We start from the raw sequence: 17,095 nt of genomic DNA on the forward strand, positions 1-17,095 counted from the left end.
CACCCGTTCGGTACCGGTACCGCGGGAGCAGGGGCGGTCAGGGGGCCGTGGAGCTCGGCTCGGCGAAGACGATCACGTTGTCGCGGTACTCGTCGCCGGAGCGCGGGCCGCCGCACGTGATCAGCCGCAGCTCCGGGCGGTCCACGTCACCGTAGACGTCGTCCGCCGGGAAGTCCGCCTTGGCGACCGTCCGTACGGAGCTCACGGCGAACTCCGCCGATGTGCCGTCCTTCCTGCGCGCCACGATCCGGTCGCCCCGGCGCAGCCGCGCCAGGTCCCGGAACACTCCGTCCCCGTAGGAGCCGACCGTGACATGGCCGAGGATGACGGACGGGCCGACCTGGCCCGGCGTCGGTGAGTGCCGGTACCAGCCCGCCCGGTCGTCGGCGGTGATCGGCGGCACCTCCACGGTGCCGTCCTGCGCCAGGCCCAGTCGGATGACCGGGGTGTCGACGTCGATCGCCGGGATCCGCAGCCGGACCGGAGGCGAACTGCCCAGCGTGCGCGCGGAGTTCGAGGACGCCGATGAGGAGCCGTCCTCCTGCCCCTCCTTCGAGGCTTTTGTGTCCCGCTTCCTCCGGGAGCCCGCGGTAGCACTCTGCTCTGTGCCCTGGCCGCCGCAGCCCACCAGCAACGACGCCATCGCCGCCGTGGCGAACGCCCGCCTGGACAGCGGCATCATGCCCCCGGGGCCCGGCGACGCCGAACGACGAAGGCCGTCGCGCCCCCGGCGACGAGCACCGCGGCGGCGCCCCCGCCGATCAGCCCGCCCTGTCCGCTGCCGGAGTCCGAAGAGGTCGGCGTCACGCCGGTGTCGGGCGCCCCGGACGGCCTGACGGAGACCTGGCCGTCGTCACGGGTCGGCGCGGCCGACGGCTCGGGGGTGGCGTCGGCCGGGGGACGCGTCGGCTCGGCGGAGGACGGGGGACGGGTCGGCTCGGCGCTGGGGCTCGGGGCGTCCGTGGCGGGGGAGGTGGCCGTCGTGCTCGGGGCCGGGGTCGGGGTCGAGCTGTCGGCGAGCGCGGGGGCAGCGGTCGCGAACAGGGCCGCGCAGCTGAGTGCCATGGCGCTGAGGACGGTTCGGCGCATTGAGTCGCTCTCTTTCGTCGGCCCGGCCGGTACTGCCGTACCCGGCGGGCTGGGTGACGGGTCGAGCGAAGAGACGACGGGGCGGTGAGGCGGGTTGTAAAGAGATGGCAAAGCCGTCCGCCGCTACGATGACGGCGTGACAGCCCGTGCGCGGCAAGACCGTGCGCCGCGGATCCCGTTGCCGGGGCCGTGGCGCATGCTTCTGCTGCTCGGGCTCCTCGCGGGGCTGTTCGGGATGCACGCGCTCGGCCCCGCCGACGCCGTCGCGGCCTCTGCGCATCACGGGCACGGCGCTCCCGTCATGAGCGCCCACCTGACCCCCGTGACCGACGAGTCCGCCTGCCACAGCACCGACTCGGGCGGCGGGCACGCCCAGCACGCCGACCCGACGTGCGCGTCGAGCGCCGTCGGTGCGGGCCCCGCGCTGCCGGCCCCGGAGCCCGATCCGGCCGGCAGTGCCGTAGCGGCCGGCCTCGACGGCCGTTCCGTGGCCGCCGCGCCCGAAGGCGGGCGTGCGCCTCCCTCACTGGCCGAACTGCAGATCCTGCGGACCTAGGACAAGGCCGAGCCGTCCCCCTCATCCGCTGAGGGCGCACGGCACTCAGCCATGTCCGTGCCGCGCCCCGAGGGCGCCGCAACTCACGTACATCCGTACATCGCAGGAGTTCTCAGCATGATCAGCACACGTACCGTGATCCGTCGCGCCGCCCTGGCCCCGACGGCCGTCACCGCCGCACTCGTCCTCGCCGCCTGCGGGGGCGGCGACCACTCGGACACCGTTTCCGGCGCGCACCCGTCGTCCTCGTCGAGCGCCACCGCCGGTGCGCACAACGCCCAGGACGTCTCCTTCGCGCAGGGCATGATCCCGCACCACCGGCAGGCGTTGGAGATGGCCGAACTGGCCGCCGACCGTGCCTCCTCGGCCCGGGTCAAAAACCTCGCCACACGCATCGAGAAGGCCCAGGCACCGGAGATCCGGACCATGTCGGGGTGGCTGAAGGCCTGGGGCGAGGACGTGCCGTCGGCCGCGCCCGGCATGGACGGCATGGACCACTCCGGCGGGCACGGCGGTGGCTCCGGCATGGCCGGGATGATGGACCAGAAGGACATGGGCAAGCTGGCGAAGTCCTCCGGCAAGGCCTTCGACTCCATGTTCCTGACCATGATGGTCGAGCATCACGAGGGCGCGGTGGAGATGGCCGGGGCCGAGAAAACGAAGGGCAAGTACGCTCCCGCGACCGCCCTGGCCGACGACGTCATCACCGCCCAGACGGCCGAGATCGACGAGATGAACAAGCTGCTCGGCAAGAACGCGGGCTGACACCCCGACGGGCGGTGGGGCCGGGCCGCTTCCCCCGGCCGGGCCCACCGCCCCACACCCTCACTTCAAGCCCAGTCTCCGCAGGTACGGCTCCCCCGGCCCGGCCCGGTCCACGATCGCGGCGCAGGCGGGACGGGCCGCGCAGTCCGAGGCGGGGTCGGCCGGTGACAGCCGGGTGTTGTGCCTGAACTCGAGGTTCTTGGGGTCACCGCAGTCCGGTGCGGGCGGCCAGCCTCCGGGGTAGGACCGGCGGGGCAGCCAGTCGGGGACGGTGTCGTCCCAGAAGTTGTGGTGGAAGCGGACGTTCTGCACGGGCCGGTTGCCCCAGTCCTCGCTGCACCCGCCGATCGAGGCACGGTAGCTGTGGACGGCGTTGTCCCGCACGGTGATCCATTTGCTGGTGTCGTCGGTGTAGATGCCGACGTTCCACGTGCCGTACGCGCTGTCCGAGACCGCGTTGCCGCTGACGACCGCGCCGTCCGCGTACGACGTGCCCTGTTGGCCCCGCAGATAGATGCCGCCGCCGTCGGCCAGGAGCCGGTTGGTCGCGAAGACGCGGTTGCCGACGATGCGGTTGCCGCCCATCAGGCCGCGCACGTCCTCGGCGGGACCGGAGAGGATGCCGGTGTAGGGCACGTGGTCGACCTGGTTGTGCGCGATGGTCGTCTCCCGGCTGCCTGCGTCCCAGATGCCGGAGGACGCGTGGTGGTCGGCCCCGGTGCGGTGGACCCGGTTGTTGGTGACCCGGTTGCCGCGGTCCGTGCCCTTCGTGTCCGGTGGCAGGGCTCCCAGCACGACGCCGCCGTCCGAGATGTCGGTGAAGACGTTGCCGTCCACGGTGTTGTGCGAGCTGTTCCCGGAGAACTCCAGTCCCTGGGCCCCGAGATGGACGAACCGGTTGCCCTGAAAGGTGATGCGTTCGGCGGTGCGGAAGGCGACGTTCCCGGGCACGGTGAGCAGCTTGATGTCGTCGCCCTTCCCCGGCCGCAGATACATGCTCCACGCGGCGGCGAACCCGGCCGGCTCGCTCGGCGCCATCCAGCCGGCGTGGGCGAACGTCAGCCCCTTGAAGGCGATGTCGTGCACGGGCCGACCCGGACTGCCGGTGCCGCTGACCAGCGTCTCCAGCACGGGAGCCGTCACCTGCGCCCGCCGCATGTCCTCCCCCGCCCGCGGCCGGTACAGCAGCTCGTGGTGTCCGGGGCGGGAGCGGTCGAGGTACCAACTCCCCTTCTTGTCCAGGAAGTCGGGCGAGTTCTCGACGTCGTCCGGCAGGGCGAGCAGCTCCGGCCCGTACAGGTCGTGGGCCAGCCGCCAGCACGGCTGGTCCATGGTGATCGTCGACCCGTCGCCCGGACCCGGCGTGATGCCCGCGATGCCGCAGCGGCCCTCCAGATAGTCGAACCGGAACCGCAGCTCCATGTCCCGCGGCGCCCGCCAGCCGCGTGGGACGGCGCTCGTGGTCGTGAGGCCGGTCCCCGTCACCTTCAGCCTGCCGGGGATGCCGTCACCCTGACTCGCCCGGGCGGCCCGCTTCCCCCCGACGTACAGCTGACGGGTTTCGAGCGTGCCGGCGTCCGCCCGCCATACGCCCCGCCGCTGCGGGTCGGGCCGCCATCCGCCGATCTCCCGGCCGCCGCTGAGCGTCACGGGCTCCTGCCACCGGGTGCCGTAGCCGTACGCCTGGTAGACGACGCGGTGGCCGCCCCGGCCGGAGTCACCGGCGGCCTGCGACATCTTCAGCGGAGCCGTCAGCCGGTAGGTGCCGCCGCGCAGGTTCACCACGATGTCCGAGGTCATCCCGGCCGTCCTGGCCCGCACCGCCTGCTGGGCCCGGGCCGGCGTCGCGAACGGCCGCTCGAACGTACCCGGCCACCCGTCGCTCCCCCAGGGCGCCACGTACAGCTGCCGCGCGGTGTCGTGCCGCCCGCTCTCCGACGCCGAAGCCGAAGCCGACTCGGCCGCCGGGGGAGCAGCCGCCCAGGCCCCACCGGCCACCGCCGTCATCAGCGCCGACACGACCGCTCCGAACCGCAGGTCCGCCATGTTCCCGCTCCTCCCGTTCGCCGGACGTGTCCATGGTCGGACGGGGACGGCCCGGCCCGCGTCGGCCGATCGTCGCTCGGGGTCCCTCTTTGGTAGCTGATCCGCAGGCCGATGTGCGTGCCGGTGCAGGTGCGGGCGGCGCCGAAAGGTGGATCGTTGACGGCATGGCGGAGCAGCGCTCCGACGCGTGGACGTCGGGAGCCGACTACGAGCGGTACATGGGCCGGTGGAGCCGCATGATCGCGCGGGAGTTCGTGACCTGGCTCGACCGCGCAGACGGTCTGCGGTGGCTGGACGTGGGGTGCGGCACGGGCGCGCTGTCAGCGGTGGTGGCAGAGCAGTGCGGACCCCGGCAGGTGGTGGGGTGCGACCGCTCGGAGGCCTTCGTCGGCACGGCCGCGCGAAAGGGAAGAACGCCGTCCGCCGCCACACGCTTCGTCGTGGCGGACGCCCTGGCGCTCCCCGTGCCGGACGGCGCCTTCGACGTGGCGGTCAGCGGGCTGACGCTGAACTTCCTGCCCGAACCCGCCATCGCGGTGCGGGAGTTGGCGCGAGGTGTCCGTCCGGGCGGCCTCGTCGCGGCATACGTGTGGGACTACGCCGACGGCATGGGCCTCCTGCGCCACTTCTGGACCGCGGCAACCGGGACCGACCCGGCAGCCGCCGCGCTGGACGAGACCCGCCGCTTCCGGGACTGCCGCCCGGAACCCCTCCACAGCCTGTGGACGGGCGCGGGACTCACCGCCGTGATCACGGACCCGCTCGAAGTACCCACGGTCTTCGCCGACTTCGCCGACCTCTGGCACCCGTTCCGCTCCGGCCAGGGCCCCGCCCCCGGCTACGTCGCCTCCCTCACCCCCGCCGCCCGCGACCGACTGCGCGACGCGCTGCGCGTCACACTCCCCACGGCACCGGACGGCTCCGTCCCGCTCACGGCACGGGCCTGGGCGGTGAAGGGAGTCCGGGCAGTGCTGCCGTAGCCCGGCCGTGGCCTCAGCCGGCGCCCCCGAGCCAGTACCCCGAAGCCCCGGCGCGTGGGGATCAGGGCCGGTTCGCCGGGATCGCCGTCCACCTTGCGGCGGAGCCGGGAGACGAGCTTCTCGATCGCCTCGTTGGCCCGGAAGTGCGGGGCCGGTGCCGACGTCGGCCGGGAATCATCGGCCCGAGGCGCAGGGTTCAGGTGTCACGACCGAATCGAAGAGCCGCTCGTCGAGTAGGAGCCGAACATGTCCGACGTACCCGCCGCCGGTGCCCAGGCGGAACCCCCCGTACGCGAGCTCCGGCTGGTGGTCACGGCGGATGACTACGACGAGGCGTTGCGGTTCTACCGGGATGTGCTCGGGCTTCCCGAACGCGGTGCGTTCACCTCGTCCGGTGGGCGGGTCACGATCCTTGACGCCGGCCGGGCGACGCTGGAGCTGACGGATCCGAAGCACGCGGAGTTCATCGACGAGGTCGAGGTCGGCCGCCGCGTGGCCGGTCATGTCCGGGTCGCCTTCCAGGTGGCCGACTCCACGGCGGCCACGGCAAGGCTGGCGGCTGCCGGAGCGGAGGTTCTCGCGGAGCCCACCCGTACGCCGTGGAACTCCCTCAACTCCCGCCTGGAAGCGCCCGGCGCCCTCCAGCTGACCCTTTTCACCGAGCTGGACGACACCACCGAACGCGCGTAGACCCGCGAGAACACGCGGTTCCGGGGTCCCTCGGCGCCACAAGGAGCTTATTCGTCCGTTTCGGTGATAATTGGGGCATGAGTACGACGACGTTTGTACTAGCGGCCACGTCGAGTGAAGTACTCAACGTGATCGCCGCCTTGGTGGGTGGCCTGTTCATCGCCGGCGCCCTGGTCTGGGCCGTGCAGTTCGGCATGCGGGTCCGTGATCGAGAGCTGCCCCGGCCCACGGCCGACGAGCAGCCCCATCTTCCCGACACCGGCGCGGTCCACGAGGAGCGGGAGCTGAGGGAGCCCGACGAAGTGCCGCACGCGGAGGGCAGGGAACGGCTCCTGCCCCACGAGCTGCACCACGCGGGCAGCAAACGCAGCACGGACCAGCACCGCAAGCGCTGGATTCCGGGGAAGAGCGGTTCCTTCGGCGGCGGCGGCATCGGGCACGCCTGAGTCCCGTACGCCGTCCCCGGTACCCGTACGTAAATCCAGGCGACGCGAGCGCTCCCGTCCTGCCACCCTGTCCGGACCGTATGTGCACGGCGCATACGGTCCGGACGGGGGCGAGGCGGATTGAGCAGACGACGTTATGTGGCCAGGGGTGTCCCGGGCGGTTATCGCATCTGGGACAACCACGGCCGCCGTTTCTGGGGCGACCTCTACGAGCTGTGCCCCGACGATCTGCTGACCGAGCTGAACGGCCGCAAGGACCCGGCCAGGATCAGCGCATTCCTGAAGCGTTACCGCGCGCTGAAGCGCTAGCGCGCGGGACGTCCGGAGCCGTGGCGAGGGCGAGGATCACGAAGAAGTCGATGCCCACCATGATCACCGACCAGACCGGCGTGTACGGCAGGAACAGGAAGTGGGCGACCATGCTGAGGGACGCCAGGAAGATGCCGGTGATCCGGGCCCACCAGGCACCCCTGAGGATGCCGTAGCCGACACACGCGGCCACGATGCCGATGCCGAGCAGGACCCAGCCCCACGCCGTGAGGTTGATCTTGTAGACGTAGTCGCCGACGCTGCCGTAGACGTCGTCCTCGGCGATCGCGGAGATGCCCTGGAGGATCGCCAGCAGCCCGTTGACCAGCATCAGCACACCGGCGAAGACGAGCGCGCCGGTGCCCCAGCCGGTGTCGGAGGGGGCGGGCGGCCCGGGGCGGTAGCCGCCGGCGTCGGGTGCGGCCGAGCCCCAGGTGGTCTGAGTACCACCGGGAGAACCTGGCGTCCCAGCCTGACTGTGTGCCGCGTCCGTCGCATGCGACTGCGACTGCGGCTGCTGCTGGCTCATGGCTGCCGTACCCCACTTCTCGCCTGTACCCGCGGTCGGGTTCTGCGGTCGGTTCGACGATCGACCGGCCGGGGGGCGGCCACCACGGGGGAAGGACCGATCGGGTGACGCCCGGAGTGCGGACGACGGCGTACGGACCTTCACTGAAGGGACCAAGGGACCCGGACCGAACGACCTGCTGGAGGCGCCATGCCCGGTCACCGAACGCGGTGGACGAAGACCGCGATCCTCACGACGACCGCCGCCGTGGCCGCCGCCCTCACCCTGACCTCCTGCAGCGAAGACGACACGCCCTCCTCGGTGGCCAGCCGGGCGGCGTCCGCCTTCGCCTCGGCGACCGCGGAGGCGGGGAAGCAGCTCGACGACATCAAGGGCGGCGTCGACGCCAAGGGCGCGGTCCGGCTGGGCGATCCGACGACCGGCTCGGACGGCCGTACGACCGTGGAGGTCACGGCGGAGAACACGACCGACTCGACGAAGTCCTTCGGCGTGCAGATCAACTTCCGCGACGAGGACGGCAATCTGCTGGACGCCAACGTGGTGACCGTCTCGGACGTGGCCGCGGGCAAGACGGGCAAGGGCACCGTGCGCAGCACGCGTGAGCTGGGCGGGGATGTCCGGACGGAGGTGGCCAGGGCGGTGCGCTACTGACCTGGAGCGCTACCGACCTGCGCCACCGGCGTGGCCGCGCGCGGCTTTCGGCGCCAGCCGTCCGCCCTCGCTGTCCGTGACCGTGTCCGGCTGCGCGCCGGCCGGCTCCGTCACGAGGATGTGGATCTGCTCGCTCGCCGCAGTGACCCCGTTGAACGTGGCCGTCGCCTGGACGCGGCCGGCGCCCGGCGGCAGGGCGACGCTCGGCACGCAGGACCATGCGCCGTCGGGCGCGGCGGTCGTCGCGCAGATCTCCTCCTCCAGCGCGTCGCGCACCGTGACCTGGGCGCCCGGGTAGGCCGTCCCCGACATCCGCGGCAACGCGCCCAGCGGCACGCCCGACTGGGGTCGGGACAGGGTCGGCGCGGGCAGTCCGACGGTCACGGCGCACGTGCCCTTCTCCTGCACCGTTCCCTTGGCGTCCTTCAGGACCAGGGCGCAGTCGGGCAGCCGCGTACCGGGCTCGGCGTCCGCGGGGACCGACAGGACGAAGGGGAACGTACGGTCCTTCCAGCCCGCCGATGCCGACTCCCCGGCGACCGGGCCGGGCGCCCCCACGAGGGTGTACGTCCCGCCGCTCCCGCCCAGAGTCACCGCTCCCTGGTAGCCGCCCGCGGCGAACGGTGTGCCCGTCACCCTCGCCGTCGCGGGCGCCGACAGGGTCAGTACCGATCCCGCGCCCAGCGGCGCCCCCTCGTACCCGCCGACCTGGACGATGCCTTCCCGCCCGGGTTCGATGGTCGCGGTCGCCCACAGGTCACTGCCGCCCGACCCTGACGCCCCGTCAGTGCCGTATGCCACTCCGGCCGCGGTCATCGCGCCGGCCACGGCGAGACAACCGAGGACCGTCGCCCTCCTGAATCTGCTCATCGTCGGCGGAGCTCCTCACATGCGCGTCGGCAACACCACTGCCTGCGATTGTCGGGTCCCGCCCGCTCGGACGACGCGCGCTGTTCGGCCGTACGGACCAGGGGCGCGGTCCGCACCACCCGTCCGGGCGCCGGGAAGCCGACGTCAGTCCTGCTCCGCCTGCCTCGGATGGCGGGCCGTCGTCTTCACGTCCGCCTCGACCTCGCTGCGGGCGATGCCCTGTTCCCTCGCGTGCTCGGTGACCGCGGTCTGGACGGTGCGGGCGAGGTCGCGCCAGGTGCGCCAGGCGGTCGCGTAGGTGTCGGTCCGGAGCCCGGTCCACGGGGTGTGGGCGGGCGGGCCGTACTCGTCGCGCAGGTCCTCCACCCTGGAGTGCGCCTGGTCCGCCGCCCGTTGCATCGCGACCAGTTCGTCGAAGGTGTGTGCCACGCGTCCGGATCCTGGGGCAGCCCGGCCGGGCGATCCGCTGCGCCACGCGCGCGCCCGGTGCCACTCACCCGGACGGCGTCCGCCCCGGCCTGGGCGAAAAACTGCACGACCGGGCCTCCGGCGACGGAGGAGCGGCCGACCACACCGCCGGCCGAGCCTTCGGAGCCGGCGCAGCCGTCCACCCCGGCGGAGGAGACCACCCCGCCGGCCTCCGAGCCCCCGTCGTCCGAGACTCCCGCCCCGGAGCCCTCCGGCACGACGTCCGCCCCGGCGCCTTCGCCGAACGGCGGCGACCTCGCCAAGACCGGCGGCAGCAGCGCGACCGGCCCGATCGCCGTCGGTGCGGTGGTGCTGGTGGCGGGCGGCGCCGCGTTCGTCGTGGCGTCGAAACGACGTCGTGCGGCACGTTCCTGACCGACGGCGTGTGAAGGGGCCCGGGGTGAACACCCCGGGCCCCTTCGTGGTGCACGCGCGGCGCGAGGTCCGCTGGATACGGTGGGTGGGGGGCCGCCCACCACGGCTGAGGAGTCCCGCATGAGCAGCAGTCCGACGGACATCGTCAGGGCGGCGTTCCGCCACTACCAGGCACAGGACCGGGAAGCCGCCCTCCCCCTCTACGCCGACGACTTCACCTTCACCAGCCCGCAGGACGACCACATCGGCAAGGCGGCCTTCTTCGAGCGGTGCTTCCCGACCGCCGGCCGGGTGAAGGAGCAGCGCATGCTGCACGTCACCCCGGCCGACGGCGAACTCGTCTTCGCGTACTACGAGTACGAGCTCACCGCCGGCGGCCGCTTCCGCAACGTCGAGACGATCACCGTCCGGGACGGGCTGATCAGGGAGGTGCTGGTGTTCTTCGGTGCCGCGGTGTGAGGGGCCGCCGCGCCCACGGTCCCCAGCCGCTCGGCGCCGCCCGCGGTGCTACTGCCTGCCCGGGGCGCAGAGTTCGCCGTCGATCAGGTTGTTCCGGGCGTGCTCGGTGGACATGTCGGCGGCCCCGTCGCCCGTCGTCGCGAGGACCACGACACGGCGGCCGTCGGCGGTGACGCCGTCGCGGGTGGTGCAACCGGGGAGGTCGCCACCGTGGCTGTCGTACGAGCCGCCGCAGGACAGCGGGATCCGCATCAGGCCGAGGCCGTAGCTCGCGCCGGGCCACACGTCGTCGAACTCGGGGGCCCGCACGGTCGTCTTCATCGCCTTCATCTCCGCCGGGCGCAGCAGGTGCCCGCCGGGGAGCGCCTGGTGGAAGCGGGTCAGGTCGGCCGTCGTACTGATCATGGCGCCGGCCGCGCCCCCCGCGCTCGGGTTGAACTCGGTGACGTCGATGGTCGCTCCGGAGTCGCCGAAGTTCGAGTAGCCGCCCAGCGGCGGCGGAACGCCGCCCGCGGGCCGGTTGGTCCCCTGCCGAGGTGCAGCCGGCCGTACCTCGACCCTCCTGGCGTGCGCCTTTCCGGCACGCCGGCCCCGTCTCCGACGGAACACGGATGGCGTGAGCGCGGCGCCCGCGGACACGCTCGTGGTGCGGGAGTGACGGTGCCGGAGACCGGTCAGAGACGCTCGACCGTCGTCAGGTACAGCTTCACGAAGCGGTCCACGTCCACGTCCAGGGCGACGTCCACCAACGGCCGTTCGCGCAGGCCGGTGTGGATCTCGGCCTCACCGGGCCGGGGCCGGCGGTCGACGATCGTCTGGCCGCGCGTCGGCCCGGGGGCGAGGGAGACCTCGACGGGCAGCAGACGGGTGGTGATGCCCGCCGGGTCCACGACCGCGCACACCGCGCCCGCGTCGCCGATACCGCCCGCCTCGGAGTCGACGGCGACATCGGGCGTGGCCGGGCGGTGGGACAGCAGGTCGCCCGCCAGACGGGTACCGGGCTCCGCGCTCTCCCGCAGCCGCCGTACGTCCGCGCCGGGCACCACGACCCGCTGGAAGACGTCCAGGCCGTACATGGTGATCGGCACCCCGGCGGTGAGCAGGATCGCGGCCGCCTCCGGGTCGTGCCACACGTTGAACTCCGCGACCGGCGTGGCGTTTCCGCAGGCCACCGCGCCGCCCATGAAGACGATCCGCTCGATGTTGCGGGTCACCTCCGGGTGTGTGCGCAGCAGCAGGGCGATGTTGGTGAGGGGCGCGGTCGGGACGAGGGTGACCGGGCGCGGGGACGCCAGGATCTCGCGGCGCAGCAGCGTCACCGCGTCCACGTCGGCCGGGGCGCGGGTCGGGGCGGGCAGGCCGATGTCGCCCATGCCGTCCTCCCCGTGCACGTGCCTCGCCGAGCGCGCCGACTCGATCAGCGGACGTCCGGCGCCCCGGGCGACGGGGATGTCCGGGGCGCCGGCCTGCTCCAGCACGGTGAGGGTGTTGCGTACGACGCCGTCCACATCCGTGTTCCCGGCCACGCAGGTGACCGCGCGCAGGTCGACACCCGGGTGGCGTACGGCGAACAGCAGCGCGAGGGCGTCGTCGACGCCGGTGTCACAGTCGATGATCACCGGGATCGGCGGACCGTCGGCGTTCGTCACGGCGGGGTTCCTCTCACGGTGCGGTGGCGGGTCACCGGAACCGACCTTACGGTGTTGTCCAGGTGGAGTGCGTCGTCGTATGGCGCCGCCGTGCGGGCTTCGTGCGTGCGGCGTCATACGGCGTCTAAAGCGCCCGTCTCAGGTGTGATCGGCCGTCATCGGCCGTCCCACAGCTCGGGGCCGCGGGCCGCCGCGCGGGCGGCGATCCGGGTGACGAGTTCCGCGGCCGGTACGGCCCCCGGCTTCCGCCCGTCCCGCAGCCGTACGGCCACCGGCTCCCCGTCCGCCTCGGCCGCCGCCTCCCGCTCCCCGATGACCGCCTGGTACGGCACGAGCCGCGCCGCCCGGACACGGGCGCCCAGGGTGCCGTGTTCGGGGCCCGCGAGCTCGGCGCGCAGGCCCTGGTCGAGGGCCCGGTGCAGCAGCCTCTCCGCCTGTTCGGTCTGGGCGTCCGAGACAGGGAGGACGACCAGCTGGACGGGGGCGAGCCAGACCGGGAAGGCGCCGCCGTGCTGCTCGATGAGGTGGGCGACGGCTCTTTCCACGCTGCCGATGATGCTGCGGTGAACCATGACCGGGCGGTGCTTGGCGCCCTCGGGGCCGATGTAGTGCAGGTCGAAGCGTTCGGGCTGGTGGAAGTCGATCTGGACGGTGGAGAGGGTCGACTCCCGGCCGGCCGGGTCGGCGATCTGGACGTCGATCTTGGGACCGTAGAACGCGGCCTCGCCCTGCGCGGCCTCGTACGGGATGCCGGAGCCGTCCAGTACCTCGCGGAGCAGCGCGGTGGCTCGCCGCCACAGCCCGGGATCGGCGACGTACTTGCCGCCGCCCGCGCCCTCGCCCCCGCCCTCGGACGGGAGGGAAAGGCGGTGCCGGACGGCCCGGATACCCAGGTCGGCGTAAGCGCGGGCGATGAGCCGGAGGGCGGCCCGGGCCTCGTCGACTGCCTGGTCGAGGGTGCAGAAGATGTGGGCGTCGTTGAGGTGGATGGCCCGCACGCGGGTGAGGCCGCCGAGGACGCCCGATAGCTCGGATCGGTACATGCCGCCCAACTCGGCCATGCGGAAGGGTAGTTCGCGGTAGCTGTGCGAGCGGGAGCGGCAGATCAGGGCGTGGTGCGGGCACAGGCTCGGGCGCAGGACGAGCTGTTCGGTGCCGCTGCCGCTGCCGAGGTCCATCGGCGGGAACATGTCGTCGCTGTAGTGGTCCCAGTGCCCGGAGATCTCGTAGAGCTCGCGCTTGCCGAGGACGGGGGAGTGGACGTGCCGGTAGCCGGCCTCGCGTTCGACTTCGCGGATGTACTCCTCCAGTGCGTGCCGGACGACTGCGCCGTCGGGCAACCAGTAGGGCAGGCCCGCGCCCATCAGGGGGTCGGTGTCGAAGAGGTCCAGTTCGCGGCCGAGGCGGCGGTGGTCGTGCATGGCTGTTCCTCCGGGTGAGGGGACGAGCGCCCACGACAAAACCCCGGGGCACTCGCCCCGGGGCTTGGATCTTCGCTCAGCTTTCAGCGCGGCGCCGGGACGGGGTCCGGCGTCGTCGTCAGAGACGGGTTGGCGCGCTGCATGGGGCGACCGTAACAGCCGGTGAGTGGGGGTGTCGCGGTGATTTTCACGATTCACGTCACCAATGCGAAGTCATACGATTACGCTCTGCTACATACCGACTCTGGGGGTGGTACGCCTTGGTTCACATCCGCCAACTCGATCCCACGGCCTCTCCGTTGGACTACTTCGGCTACGAGCTGAGGAGGAAACGGGAGGAGGCGGGGCTGACGCTGAAGCAGTTGGGTTCGGTGCTGTTCTGCACGGGCTCGCTGATCGGCCAGATCGAGACAACGCTGAAGGTGCCGACGCGGGACTTCGCCGAGCGGCTGGATGCGGCGCTGGTGACGGACGGGATGTTCTCGCGGTTGGTGGGGCTGGTGTTGCGGAGCCAGTTGCCGACGTGGTTTCAGCCATTCGCCGACTTGGAGGCGAAGGCGACGTACATCTCCACGTATCAGTGCCAGTTGGTGTACGGGCTGTTGCAGACGAAGGAGTACGCCCGGGCGGTCATGCAGGTGGACCACACCGACACGCTCGACGAGATGGTGGCGGCACGGATGGAACGGCAACGCATCCTGGAGCGCGAACTGCCGCCCTCGCTGTGGGTCGTTCTGGACGAGGCGGCGCTGTACCGGGAGATCGGCGGCCGGGACGTCATGCGCGAGCAGCTCGCCCACCTTTTGAGCTTGCAGGACAACCAGTCGGTGCACATCCAGGTACTGCCGTTCTCGGTCGGACAGCACTCCGGGGTGATGGGCTCCTTCACTCTCCTGCGTTTCGACGATCACCCCGACCTGTTCTACAGCGAGAGCTACGACCAGGGGCACATGACGGCCAATCCTGCAGTGATCAGGGGGCGTTCAGTCGGTTACGCTCGCCTTCAGGCCGAGGCCCTCTCGCCGAAGGAATCAGCGGCACTGATCGCACGCGTGATGGAGGAACGCTATGGAGCTGAAGTGGCGTAAGTCGTCCTACAGCGGCAGCAGCGGCGGCGAATGCGTCGAGTGCGCCCCGCTCGGCCAAGTCGCCTGGCGCAAGTCCTCGTACAGCGGAACCTCGGGCGGCGATTGCGTCGAGGTCGCCCACCCCGCCCCCTGCATAGCCGTCCGCGACTCCAAGCACCCTGAAGTCGGCACACTCACGCTCTCCCCGGAGGCGTACGCCACCTTCATCGGGTACGTCCAGACGCAGTAGGACCCACATACAGCCGTCACCCGGACGGACCGGCGCACTGGTGGCCGTACTCCTGGGGTGGTGCCTTAAGAGCACGTACTGATCTTGAGCGCACCCCAGGAGCCCGCGATGCCCCGTCCCCCGGCCCGCACCCTCGCCACCTCGGCGCTCACGGCGGCAATCCTGCTGACAGCGGCGGCGTGCTCCTTCGCCGGGCTGGACACCGCGGCCACCGGCGTCCGCGCCCCCGCATCCCCCGCCACCGTCAGCGGGTCGCAGTCCCCCGGCGCCGCCCCCACCCTGACGGAGGCCCAGGCGCGGGACGCGTTGATCAGCGAGGCCGACCTCGGTGAAAGCTGGGTGGCCACGCAGGGCTTCGCCACCTGGCGGGAGGCCATGCTCAAGGCGGAGACCGAGTCCGCCGACTGCCGACGGCTCCTCGACTCCCTGTATGCCGAGGAACTCTTCGGCCCGGACGCCCGTACGCGTGCGTCGGTGGGACTGGACGACGTCTGGGACGAGGCCCAGCTGCGCTACCAGGTCGTCGCCCATCGGCCCGCGGACCTGGACCGGACGCTGGCGTGGCTGGGACGCGTGCCGGACACGTGCGGCGAGTTCACGGCGACCGCGGCGAGCGGGGAGATGGCCGTCGAAGTGACGGAGGCCGAGATGCCTGAGGTCGGGGACGGCCGGCAGGGGCTGAGGGTCGTGCTGCATGCCGTCTCCGAGTACGACGACGCACCCACGCTCACGCTGCATGTCGCCGCCGTCCGCGTGGGCGACGACGCGATCGCCATCACCAACGGCGGCCTCGGCGAGGTACCGGCCGACGCAACCTGGACGGCCGTCGAGACGGGCGCCCAACGACTGGCGGAGGTCAGGAAGCGGGGCCGGGCGGAGATCTAGGGCGGTCGTCCCGGCGGCCCCGTCCTACGGGTGGTAGAGCTTCCGGGCGCGAGCGGAGTCGACGGGCCCGGCCTGGTCCAGGGGCAGGAAGTGGTCCAGCTGCCATGCCTGGGTGCTGGTCGCCTGGCGGTTGGTGGTGGTCACCCAGGGCGGGTACACGCGAAACGCCCGCTTCCCACCGGAACCGTCCACCGACACGACACCGCGCCGGCGGAGCACGTCCTTGGCAAAGACGAACTGGCCGAAGTGCTCACCGTCGCGGCAGCTGATGACGAACAGGTCGACCGGGTCCGTGACGTCGAAGGGCTGGATGGGCCCGCCCGGGGACCTCTTCCAGACGGTGACGAACTGGCCGACCTTGGTGGGCGTCGTCCTGGCCGCGCGGAATCGGACGCAGAGGCCGTCGAGGGTGAATGCGTGGGCGGCGTACTCGGCGCTCTCGGGTTCGGGAACCGGCTGCGAGCAGGTGAATCCGCAGGGGTCGTAGACGAGCTCCTTCGCCGCCGCGAGATCGCTGTGTGCCGGGGTGGTCACGCCCGCCCCATGCCCTCGACCGCCTCCTTGGCCTCCGCCAGGCCGACGCCCGTGATCTCCCGGTACTCCTTGATCGCCTGGATCTTCTTGTCGTCCCGCAGCAGGGCCACGACCTTCGCCATCCGGGGATCGTCGTCACGCAGGCCCAAGTGATCGAGAATCAGGTCGAGTTTGCGCTCGACCCGGGCAACGCGGCGGTCGGCACGGGAGATTCGCATCTCGGCGCCGGCGAAGCCGACGATCACGGCCAGCGCGATGAAGTAACCCACTATGTCCATGGTCGGCGATCATAGGCGGCCCCGGTCCCGGTCGAACCGCAGCTTGTGGTCCACCACATCCCGGGCCACGTCCACCGCAGTGCGCCCGTGCGCGAACGCGTGGGCCCGCAGCCGTGCCAGCGCCTCGCCCGTTTCGACGCCCAGCTGGGCCATGATCATGCCGGTGGCCTGGTAGATCTGGTCCTGGTCGACGGCGAGGCCGCTCAGCCATCGTTCGTCGCCCGGGTCGCCCGCGTCCTCCGCGCGCGGCAGCGCCATCAGCGCCACGGTCATCATTCCGGCCACCACCCGCGCCGTGCGCAGGTCCCGGTCGGTGAGGTCGCCGGGCGTATCGCGATAGAGGTCCAGCGTGCCCACGCACACCGTGTCGTTGCCGAGCGGCATCGAGTACACCGCCCGCACTCCGGCGGCCGTGGCCTGCTGGGCGAAGACCGGCCAGCGCAGGACGTCCCGGCCGGCCGTGAGGTCGCGCGCCAGCACGGCCGTACCGCTCTCCACGGCGGACTGACAGGGCCCGTCGCCCAGGGTCGCCTGGATCTCCGTCACATACGCGGCCTGCGCACTGCTCGCGCCCAGTTGCACGGGCATACCGTCGCTGTGCAGCGACACGCTCGCGCAGGTCACGGGCAGCAGCTCGACGGCGACGTCGCACAGCCGCGCCGGGATCTCGCCGGGTCCCATCCCGCGCACGCTCTCGGCGAGCGCGTCGGCGGCACCGGTCCGCTCATGCTCTGCCTCACCACGGTGATCGTCTCTTGGCCGCACGGCAGCCTCCTCG

24 protein-coding genes and 1 pseudogene are annotated in these 17,095 nt (G+C 72.1%); 12 read left to right on the top strand and 13 right to left on the bottom strand.

All coding sequences use genetic code 11. The annotated features are described in order from the left end of the window. Positions 1–37: 37 nt before the first annotated feature. Positions 38–682, bottom strand: a complete 645-nt coding sequence (locus ACZ7L5_RS14955) for a class F sortase (protein ID WP_471516969.1) — start codon at positions 680–682, stop codon at positions 38–40. Then, a complete protein-coding gene (locus tag ACZ7L5_RS14960) occupies positions 679–1,089 on the bottom strand; it encodes a sortase-dependent protein (RefSeq protein ID WP_471516970.1) in 411 nt (136 codons plus the stop codon). The genes ACZ7L5_RS14955 and ACZ7L5_RS14960 overlap by 4 nt, the downstream gene beginning before the upstream one ends. Before the next feature lie 136 nt (positions 1,090–1,225). On the opposite strand from ACZ7L5_RS14960, the gene ACZ7L5_RS14965 reads away from it, so the two are divergent. Both ACZ7L5_RS14965 and ACZ7L5_RS14970 read left to right on the top strand, forming a co-directional pair. Beyond that, positions 1,226–1,645 carry a DUF6153 family protein gene (locus ACZ7L5_RS14965; RefSeq protein ID WP_471516971.1) on the top strand — a complete coding sequence of 140 codons (420 nt, stop codon included), beginning with the start codon at positions 1,226–1,228 and terminating at the stop codon, positions 1,643–1,645. Between the two features lie 117 nt (positions 1,646–1,762). Next, positions 1,763–2,410, top strand: a complete 648-nt coding sequence (locus ACZ7L5_RS14970; RefSeq protein WP_471516972.1) for a DUF305 domain-containing protein — start codon at positions 1,763–1,765, stop codon at positions 2,408–2,410. 60 nt (positions 2,411–2,470) lie between these two features. On the opposite strand, the gene ACZ7L5_RS14975 is transcribed toward ACZ7L5_RS14970, so the two are convergent. Continuing rightward, positions 2,471–4,456, bottom strand: a complete 1,986-nt coding sequence (locus tag ACZ7L5_RS14975) for a right-handed parallel beta-helix repeat-containing protein (RefSeq protein WP_471516973.1) — start codon at positions 4,454–4,456, stop codon at positions 2,471–2,473. Positions 4,457–4,620: 164 nt separating this feature from the next. On the opposite strand from ACZ7L5_RS14975, the gene ACZ7L5_RS14980 reads away from it, so the two are divergent. Further along, positions 4,621–5,436 carry a class I SAM-dependent methyltransferase gene (locus ACZ7L5_RS14980; protein ID WP_471516974.1) on the top strand — a complete coding sequence of 272 codons (816 nt, stop codon included), beginning with the start codon at positions 4,621–4,623 and terminating at the stop codon, positions 5,434–5,436. A 13-nt stretch (positions 5,437–5,449) separates the two neighbouring features. On the opposite strand, the pseudogene ACZ7L5_RS14985 reads toward ACZ7L5_RS14980, so the two are convergent. After that, positions 5,450–5,579 (bottom strand): annotated as a pseudogene (locus ACZ7L5_RS14985) (winged helix-turn-helix domain-containing protein); the annotation flags it as partial. 103 nt (positions 5,580–5,682) lie between these two features. Between ACZ7L5_RS14985 and ACZ7L5_RS14990 the strand changes: the two are divergent. The 3 genes from ACZ7L5_RS14990 (at position 5,683) to ACZ7L5_RS15000 (ending at position 6,881) form a co-directional block, all read left to right on the top strand. Beyond that, entirely contained in the window at positions 5,683–6,126 is a 444-nt protein-coding gene (locus ACZ7L5_RS14990; RefSeq protein WP_471516975.1) for a VOC family protein, read from the top strand. Between the two features lie 77 nt (positions 6,127–6,203). Beyond that, positions 6,204–6,572: a DUF6479 family protein gene (locus ACZ7L5_RS14995; RefSeq protein WP_328880413.1), complete on the top strand. Its 369-nt coding sequence runs from the start codon at positions 6,204–6,206 to the stop codon at positions 6,570–6,572. A 120-nt stretch (positions 6,573–6,692) separates the two neighbouring features. Then, positions 6,693–6,881 (top strand): hypothetical protein, encoded by a 189-nt coding sequence (locus ACZ7L5_RS15000; protein WP_328880414.1) that lies wholly within the window; start codon positions 6,693–6,695, stop codon positions 6,879–6,881. On the opposite strand, the gene ACZ7L5_RS15005 is transcribed toward ACZ7L5_RS15000, so the two are convergent. Beyond that, positions 6,841–7,410 carry a DUF7144 family membrane protein gene (locus ACZ7L5_RS15005; protein ID WP_471516976.1) on the bottom strand — a complete coding sequence of 190 codons (570 nt, stop codon included), beginning with the start codon at positions 7,408–7,410 and terminating at the stop codon, positions 6,841–6,843. The genes ACZ7L5_RS15000 and ACZ7L5_RS15005 overlap by 41 nt on opposite strands. A 189-nt stretch (positions 7,411–7,599) precedes the next feature. On the opposite strand from ACZ7L5_RS15005, the gene ACZ7L5_RS15010 reads away from it, so the two are divergent. Then, on the top strand, positions 7,600–8,061 hold the full coding sequence (locus ACZ7L5_RS15010) for an FxLYD domain-containing protein (RefSeq protein WP_471516977.1): 462 nt from the start codon (positions 7,600–7,602) through the stop codon (positions 8,059–8,061). A 9-nt stretch (positions 8,062–8,070) separates the two neighbouring features. On the opposite strand, the gene ACZ7L5_RS15015 is transcribed toward ACZ7L5_RS15010, so the two are convergent. Together ACZ7L5_RS15015 and ACZ7L5_RS15020 are read right to left on the bottom strand one after the other, a co-directional pair. Continuing rightward, complete coding sequence (locus tag ACZ7L5_RS15015) at positions 8,071–8,931, bottom strand: carboxypeptidase regulatory-like domain-containing protein (RefSeq protein ID WP_471516978.1); 861 nt, start codon at positions 8,929–8,931, stop codon at positions 8,071–8,073. A 144-nt stretch (positions 8,932–9,075) separates the two neighbouring features. After that, entirely contained in the window at positions 9,076–9,360 is a 285-nt protein-coding gene (locus ACZ7L5_RS15020) for a hypothetical protein (RefSeq protein ID WP_471516979.1), read from the bottom strand. Between the two features lie 57 nt (positions 9,361–9,417). On the opposite strand from ACZ7L5_RS15020, the gene ACZ7L5_RS15025 reads away from it, so the two are divergent. Both ACZ7L5_RS15025 and ACZ7L5_RS15030 read left to right on the top strand, forming a co-directional pair. Next, a complete protein-coding gene (locus ACZ7L5_RS15025; RefSeq protein WP_471516980.1) occupies positions 9,418–9,774 on the top strand; it encodes an LAETG motif-containing sortase-dependent surface protein in 357 nt (118 codons plus the stop codon). A 120-nt stretch (positions 9,775–9,894) separates the two neighbouring features. Next, positions 9,895–10,233, top strand: a complete 339-nt coding sequence (locus ACZ7L5_RS15030; protein ID WP_471516981.1) for a nuclear transport factor 2 family protein — start codon at positions 9,895–9,897, stop codon at positions 10,231–10,233. 48 nt (positions 10,234–10,281) lie between these two features. On the opposite strand, the gene ACZ7L5_RS15035 is transcribed toward ACZ7L5_RS15030, so the two are convergent. From ACZ7L5_RS15035 to thrS, 3 genes are all read right to left on the bottom strand, one after another. Continuing rightward, complete coding sequence (locus ACZ7L5_RS15035; RefSeq protein ID WP_471516982.1) at positions 10,282–10,842, bottom strand: serine hydrolase; 561 nt, start codon at positions 10,840–10,842, stop codon at positions 10,282–10,284. Between the two features lie 65 nt (positions 10,843–10,907). Beyond that, on the bottom strand, positions 10,908–11,882 hold the full coding sequence (locus ACZ7L5_RS15040; RefSeq protein ID WP_471516983.1) for a nucleoside hydrolase: 975 nt from the start codon (positions 11,880–11,882) through the stop codon (positions 10,908–10,910). A gap of 155 nt (positions 11,883–12,037) precedes the next feature. After that, positions 12,038–13,303, bottom strand: a complete 1,266-nt coding sequence (thrS, locus tag ACZ7L5_RS15045; protein ID WP_471516984.1) for a threonine--tRNA ligase — start codon at positions 13,301–13,303, stop codon at positions 12,038–12,040. 260 nt (positions 13,304–13,563) lie between these two features. Here thrS and ACZ7L5_RS15050 point away from each other — a divergent pair, with 260 nt between their 5' ends. The 3 genes from ACZ7L5_RS15050 (at position 13,564) to ACZ7L5_RS15060 (ending at position 15,505) form a co-directional block, all read left to right on the top strand. Continuing rightward, positions 13,564–14,391, top strand: coding sequence for a helix-turn-helix domain-containing protein (locus ACZ7L5_RS15050; RefSeq protein ID WP_471516985.1), 828 nt, complete (start codon positions 13,564–13,566; stop codon positions 14,389–14,391). Then, entirely contained in the window at positions 14,372–14,620 is a 249-nt protein-coding gene (locus ACZ7L5_RS15055; protein ID WP_471516986.1) for a DUF397 domain-containing protein, read from the top strand. The genes ACZ7L5_RS15050 and ACZ7L5_RS15055 overlap by 20 nt, the downstream gene beginning before the upstream one ends. 108 nt (positions 14,621–14,728) lie before the next feature. Continuing rightward, positions 14,729–15,505 (top strand): hypothetical protein, encoded by a 777-nt coding sequence (locus tag ACZ7L5_RS15060; RefSeq protein WP_471516987.1) that lies wholly within the window; start codon positions 14,729–14,731, stop codon positions 15,503–15,505. Between the two features lie 24 nt (positions 15,506–15,529). Here the strand turns inward: ACZ7L5_RS15060 and ACZ7L5_RS15065 are convergent, their stop codons facing one another. From ACZ7L5_RS15065 to ACZ7L5_RS15075, 3 genes are read right to left on the bottom strand one after another with little or no spacing between them, the layout of a single operon-like run. Next, on the bottom strand, positions 15,530–16,039 hold the full coding sequence (locus tag ACZ7L5_RS15065) for a MepB family protein (protein WP_471516988.1): 510 nt from the start codon (positions 16,037–16,039) through the stop codon (positions 15,530–15,532). Further along, positions 16,036–16,317, bottom strand: a complete 282-nt coding sequence (locus ACZ7L5_RS15070; RefSeq protein ID WP_471516989.1) for a ribosomal protein L7/L12 — start codon at positions 16,315–16,317, stop codon at positions 16,036–16,038. Before ACZ7L5_RS15070 ends, ACZ7L5_RS15065 begins: the two co-directional genes overlap by 4 nt. Before the next feature lie 9 nt (positions 16,318–16,326). Continuing rightward, positions 16,327–17,082 (bottom strand): GAF and ANTAR domain-containing protein, encoded by a 756-nt coding sequence (locus tag ACZ7L5_RS15075; RefSeq protein WP_471516990.1) that lies wholly within the window; start codon positions 17,080–17,082, stop codon positions 16,327–16,329. Positions 17,083–17,095 lie beyond the last annotated feature (13 nt).

The organism is Streptomyces sp. NPDC107528, assembly GCF_055639295.1.

Bases quoted from the DNA above. Each gene is read 5' to 3' on its own strand.
- ACZ7L5_RS14955 (WP_471516969.1), bottom strand. From the start codon at position 682: ATGATGCCGCTGTCCAGGCGGGCGTTCGCCACGGCGGCGATGGCGTCG.
- ACZ7L5_RS14960 (WP_471516970.1), bottom strand. From the start codon at position 1,089: ATGCGCCGAACCGTCCTCAGCGCCATGGCACTCAGCTGCGCGGCCCTG.
- ACZ7L5_RS14970 (WP_471516972.1), top strand. From the start codon at position 1,763: ATGATCAGCACACGTACCGTGATCCGTCGCGCCGCCCTGGCCCCGACG.
- ACZ7L5_RS14975 (WP_471516973.1), bottom strand. From the start codon at position 4,456: ATGGCGGACCTGCGGTTCGGAGCGGTCGTGTCGGCGCTGATGACGGCG.
- ACZ7L5_RS14980 (WP_471516974.1), top strand. From the start codon at position 4,621: ATGGCGGAGCAGCGCTCCGACGCGTGGACGTCGGGAGCCGACTACGAG.
- ACZ7L5_RS14990 (WP_471516975.1), top strand. From the start codon at position 5,683: ATGTCCGACGTACCCGCCGCCGGTGCCCAGGCGGAACCCCCCGTACGC.
- ACZ7L5_RS14995 (WP_328880413.1), top strand. From the start codon at position 6,204: ATGAGTACGACGACGTTTGTACTAGCGGCCACGTCGAGTGAAGTACTC.
- ACZ7L5_RS15005 (WP_471516976.1), bottom strand. From the start codon at position 7,410: ATGAGCCAGCAGCAGCCGCAGTCGCAGTCGCATGCGACGGACGCGGCA.
- ACZ7L5_RS15010 (WP_471516977.1), top strand. From the start codon at position 7,600: ATGCCCGGTCACCGAACGCGGTGGACGAAGACCGCGATCCTCACGACG.
- ACZ7L5_RS15015 (WP_471516978.1), bottom strand. From the start codon at position 8,931: ATGAGCAGATTCAGGAGGGCGACGGTCCTCGGTTGTCTCGCCGTGGCC.
- ACZ7L5_RS15030 (WP_471516981.1), top strand. From the start codon at position 9,895: ATGAGCAGCAGTCCGACGGACATCGTCAGGGCGGCGTTCCGCCACTAC.
- thrS (WP_471516984.1), bottom strand. From the start codon at position 13,303: ATGCACGACCACCGCCGCCTCGGCCGCGAACTGGACCTCTTCGACACC.
- ACZ7L5_RS15055 (WP_471516986.1), top strand. From the start codon at position 14,372: ATGGAGCTGAAGTGGCGTAAGTCGTCCTACAGCGGCAGCAGCGGCGGC.
- ACZ7L5_RS15060 (WP_471516987.1), top strand. From the start codon at position 14,729: ATGCCCCGTCCCCCGGCCCGCACCCTCGCCACCTCGGCGCTCACGGCG.
- ACZ7L5_RS15070 (WP_471516989.1), bottom strand. From the start codon at position 16,317: ATGGACATAGTGGGTTACTTCATCGCGCTGGCCGTGATCGTCGGCTTC.